Below are 5,362 nucleotides of genomic sequence, written 5' to 3'. Positions count from 1 at the left end.
CAGACGGTGAGCACAGGCGGCAGCGCGACGGACACGACGGTGGATAGCGGCGGCACGGAAATCCTCGCGGGCACGGGCGAGGGCGGCACGGTGCTCGCGGGCGGTTCGCAGACGGTCGAATCGGGCGGGGTGGACAGCGGCACGACGCTCGCCGGGGGCACGCAGACGGTCGCCGCCGGCGGCACGGCCTCGGGCACGCAGGTCGACGGCGGCAGCCAGACGGTGGACGCGGGCGGCAGTGCGACCCGTACGACGGTGAACAGCGGCGGGGTGCAGACGGTGGCCGCAGGCGGGGTCGCCAGCGGCACGACCATCGACAGCGGCGGCACGGAGAATCTCGCGGGTACGGGCGACGGCGAGACGGTGTCCTCGGGCGGCACGCAGACCATCGCCTCCGGCGGGGTGGACAGCGGCGCGACGCTCGACGGCGGCAGCCAGACGGTGGACGCGGGCGGCAGTGCGACCAGTACGACGGTGGACAGCGGCGGGGTGCAGACGGTGTCCTCGGGCGGCGTGGCCTCGGGCACGGGCGTCGACGCAGGCGGCGCGCAGACGGTCAGCGCCGGCGGCAGCGCGACCGGCGCGAGCGTGAGCAGCGGGGGCGTGCAGACGGTGGCCGCGGGCGGGGTGGCCAGCGGCACGATCATCGGCAGCGGCGGCACGGAGAATCTCGCGGGTACGGGCGACGGCGAGACGATCTCGGCCGGCGGCACGCAGACCATCGCCTCCGGCGGGGTGGACAGCGGCGCGACGCTCGCGGGCGGCAGCCAGACCATCGACGCCGGCGGCCGCGCGAGCGGCACGACGGTGGACAGCGGCGGCACGCAGGCGGTGTCTTCGGGCGGTACGGCCTCGGGCACGCAGCTCAACGCGGGCGGCTCGCAGACGGTGAACGCCGGGGGCAGCGCGACCCGCGCAACGGTGAACAGCGGGGGCACGCAGACGGTGGCCTCGGGCGGGGTGGCCAGCGGCACGATCATCGGCAGCGGCGGCACGGAAGACCTCGCGGGCACGGGCTACGGCGAGACGATCTCGGCCGGCGGCACGCAGACCATCGCCTCCGGCGGGGTGGACAGCGGCGCGACGCTCGACGGCGGCAGCCAGGCGGTGGACGCAGGCGGCAGCACCACGGGCACGACGGTGAACGGCGGGGGCGTGCAGACGGTGGCCGCGGGCGGGGTGGCCTCGGGCACGGTGGTCGGCAGCGGCGGCACGCAGGATCTGGCCGGCTCGGGCGAGGGCGGGACGGTCTCGTCGGGCGGCACGCAGACGGTCGGGGCGGGCGGCACGGCCAGCGGCACGACGCTCGCGGGCGGCAGCCAGACGGTGAGTTCGGGCGGCGTGGCCAGCGGCACGACCGTCGGGGCCGACGGCTCGCAGACGGTGTCCGCGGGCGGCACGGCCGACGATACGGTGGTGAACGGCGGCGGCACGCAGGCGGTCTCGTCGGGCGGGATGGCCTCGGGCACGGTGGTGAACAGCGGGGGCACGCAGGCGCTGTACGGCGGCGGGACCACGAGCGACACGACGATCAACAGCGGCGGGGCGCAGGCCATCAACTCGGGGGCGGTGGCCAGCGGCTCGGTGCTCGGCGGCGGGGGCATCCAGGCGGTGGGCGCGGGCGGCCAGGCCGACGCGACGCAGGTGGACAGCGGCAGCGAGCAGCGGGTGCTCTCGGGGGGGCTGGCCTCGGACACGACGGTCAGCGGCGGCGGGGCGCAGGTGGTGTCCGCGGGCGGCACGGCCAGCGGCACGACGGTGGACAGCGGCGGCACGCAGGATCTCGCGGGTACGGGCGAGGGCGGCACGGTCTCGTCGGGCGGCACGCAGACGGTCGAAGCAGGCGGCGTGGCCAGCGGCGCGAGCCTGGAGGGCGGGACCCAGACGGTGGGGTCGGGCGGCAGCGCGACCGGCACGACGGTCGGCGGCGGCGGCGTGCAGGCGGTGGACGCCGGCGGCACGGCCAGCGGCACGACGGTGGGCAGCGGCGGCACCGAAGCGCTGGCGGGCACGGGCGCGGGCGAGACGGTCTCGGCCGGCGGTTCGCAGACGATCGCGTCGGGCGGGGTCGACCGCGGCGCGACGCTGTCCGGCGGCACGCAGGACGTCGCGTCCGGCGGCACGGCCTCGGGCACGCGCATCGACGCCGGCGGCTCGCAGACGGTCAGCGCCGGGGGCAGCGCGGCGGAGGCGGGCGTCGACAGCGGCGGCACGCAGACGGTGCTGGCCGGCGGCACGGTGAGCGGCACGACGGTGAGCAGCGGCGGCACCGAAGTGCTGGCGGGCACGGGCGCGGGCGAGACGGTCTCGGCCGGCGGCTCGCAGACGGTCGCATCGGGCGGGGTCGACCGCGGCGCGAGCCTGGAGGGCGGGACCCAGACGGTGGGGGCGGGCGGCAGCGCCACCGGCACGCAGATCGATGGCGGCAGCCAGACTATCGATGCGGGCGGCAGCGCGGCCAGCACAACGGTCGACAGCGGGGGCGTGCAGACGGTGGACGCCGGCGGCACGGCCAGCGGCACGACGGTGAGCAGCGGCGGCACGCAGACCCTCGCCGGTTCGGGCGAGGGCGGCACGGTGCTCGCGGGCGGCCGCCAGACCCTGGCCGACGGCGGCACGGCCAGCGGCACGACCCTGGACGGCGGCTGGCAGACGGTGAGCGCGGGCGCGCGGGCCGACGGCGCGACGGCGCAGGACGGCGGCGGCCAGACGGTGCTGGCCGGCGGCACGGTGAGCGGCACGACGGTGAGCCGCGGCGGGGCGGAGGAGCTGGCGGGCACGGGCGCGGGCGAGCACATCCTCGCGGGCGGCAGCCAGACGGTCAGCGCCGGCGGCACGGATAGCGGCGCGGTGCTCGCGGGCGGCACCCAGACGGTCGCTGCCGGCGGCGTGGCGGACCGCACGACGGTGAGCGCCGGCGGCACGCAGACGGTGTCCGCCGGCGGCACGGTGAGCGGCACGACGGTGAGCAGCGGCGGGGCGGAAGACCTGGCGGGCACGGGCGCGGACGGGTCCGTCCTCGCGGGCGGGGTGCAGACGGTTGCCGCCGGCGGCACGGCCAGCGGCGCGGTGCTCGCGGGCGGCAGCCAGACGGTCGCCGCCAGCGGCACGGCCGACGGCACGACGGTGGACAGCGGCGGGGTGCTGGCGGTGGCGGCGGGCGGCATGGCCTCGGGCACGACCGTCAGCAGCGGCGGCACCGAAGCGCTCGCCGGTCAGGACGGGGCCGGCACGGTCTCCTCCGGCGGGGTGCAGACGATTGCCGCCGGCGGCACGGCCAGCGGCACGGTGCTCGCGGGCGGCACCCAGACGGTGACGGCGGGCGGCACGGCGCTGGACACGCAGGTGGGCAGCGCGGGCCTGCAGGCGGTCGGTCCGGGCGGGCTCGCCGGCGGCGCGGCGGTGCTGGGCGGCGGACAGCAGAGCGTCTCGTCCGGCGGGCTGGCGAGCGGCACGCAGGTGGGCAGCGGCGGGATCGAGTCGGTGCTGGCCGGCGGCCAGGCGCAGGCGACGGTGCTCTCGTCAGGGGCGCTGGAGTCGCTGCTCGGGCGCGACACCGGCACGCTGGCGAAGGCGGGGGGCACGCAGGTGATCGGCGCGGGCGGGGTGGCGACCGGCGCGCAGCTCGCGGGCGGCACCCAGGTCATCTCGGCCGGGGGCACGGCCAGCCAGACGCGGGTGGACAGCGGCGGCACGCAGATCGTGCTCTCGGGGGGCACGGCCGGCGGCGCGCTGGTCAACAGCGGCGGGCTGCAGACGATCAGCGCCGGGGGCACGGCCACGGGCACGACGGTGGCGAGCGGAGGCACCCAGGAGGTGTACGCCGGGGGGATCGTGAGCGGCACCACGGTGGTCTCGGGCGGCACCGTGCAGGTGTACGGCACGGCCAGCGGCGCGCGCATCGGCGGCAGCGGCATGGCGCGGATCGGCAACGGCGGCTCGAGCGGGGACCTGGCGGGCAACGTGGTGAACAACGGCCAGCTGGTGTTCGACCGGGCCGACACGCTGACCTACGCGAACACGATCACCGGCAGCGGCACGATGGTGCAGGCCGGTTCGGGCACGCTCACGCTGCTGGGCAACAGCGAGGCGTTCTCGGGCACCACCCAGGTGAACGCGGGCACGCTGGCGGTGGGCACGCTGCAGAACCCGGGGGCAGTGCTCGGGGGCACGGTGCAGGTGAACGCGTCGGGCACGCTGGAGGGCCACGGCACGATCACCGGGGGCGTGAGCAACAGCGGCACGGTGCAGCCCGGCGGCACGATCGGCACGCTCACGGTCAACGGCAACTACGTCCAGACGCCCGCCGCGCAACTGACCATCGAGGTGAGCCCGACCTCGGCCTCGGAGCTGGCGGTGAGCGGGCAGGCGGAACTGGCCGGGGGGCTGAGGCTGCTGTACGACCCGGGCACGTACAGCAACAGCCGCACCTACGTGATCGTCTCGGCGGGGGCGGTGAGCGGGCAGTTCGGGCAGGTCACCTCGGGCGGCCAGGGGGCCGGGGAGGTGACGCAGAGCGTGGTGTACGGCCCGCAGACGGTGGATTTGCTGGTGAGGCAGGTCATGGAGGTGGCGCCGGTGGACACCAGCGTGTTCACGACCCCCGGCACGGAGTTGTCGATGGCGACGCAGGCGGCCGATGCGGGGCTGCTCGCGCGCGCGGGCGGGATGGCGTGCGGGGCGGCCACGCCGGGCGCCGGAACCCCGGGCAGCGGCCCGGACGCGGCGTGCCCGGCGGGCGGGCGCGGCCTGTGGGCGACGGGCGGGGGCGACTGGCTGCACCTGGGCGGCCGCGGGGCGGCGCCGGGCTTCTCGACGCAGCAGTACCAGTTCATGGCCGGCTACGACTGGCAGGCGCAGCCGGCCACGCGGCTGGGGCTGGCCTTCGGGTACGCCCACGGGGACGTGAGCGAGGAGGACACGGGCGACGGCGCGCGCGTGGACACGCTGCGCGCGGCGCTGTACGCGGGGCACCGGGCCGGGCCGGTGCAGCTCTCGGGGGTGCTCTCGTACGCCTACGACGACGTGTACACGAAGCGCCCGTTCGGGGCGGCGGGCACGGCCGACGGCAATGCCGGGGGCAACGAGGTGGCCGCCGGGGTGCAGGCGGGGCTGCCGCTGACGCTGGGCGGCCTCGGGGTGACGCCGCGCCTGGGGATGCTGTACGCGTACTACCACGGCCAGGGGTTCGGGGAGACGGGCGCGGGCGGCGAGGACCTGACGGTGGGCACGGACAACGTGCACAGCCTGCAGCCGTACGTGGGGGTGTCGTTCGGCAGGACGTTCGGCCGCGTGCGGCCGGTGACCGTGGGGCTGGACCTGGGGTACGCGCACGAGCTGCTGGGCACCGCGCGCGCCGTGT

The 5,362-nt window shown here is 77.5% G+C and carries 1 protein-coding gene; it reads left to right on the top strand.

Annotation, left to right across the window (positions count from 1 at the left end):
* The coding region (locus CY652_RS23560; RefSeq protein WP_102133110.1) for an AIDA repeat-containing protein at positions 1 to 5,362 on the top strand (5,362 nt) is incomplete at both ends.

Source organism: Burkholderia sp. WAC0059 (genome assembly GCF_002870125.1).
Taxonomy (GTDB): Bacteria; Pseudomonadota; Gammaproteobacteria; order Burkholderiales; family Burkholderiaceae; genus Paraburkholderia.
The sequence above is the reverse complement of the archived record's forward strand: the minus strand, read 5'-3'. Positions and strand labels throughout refer to the sequence as shown.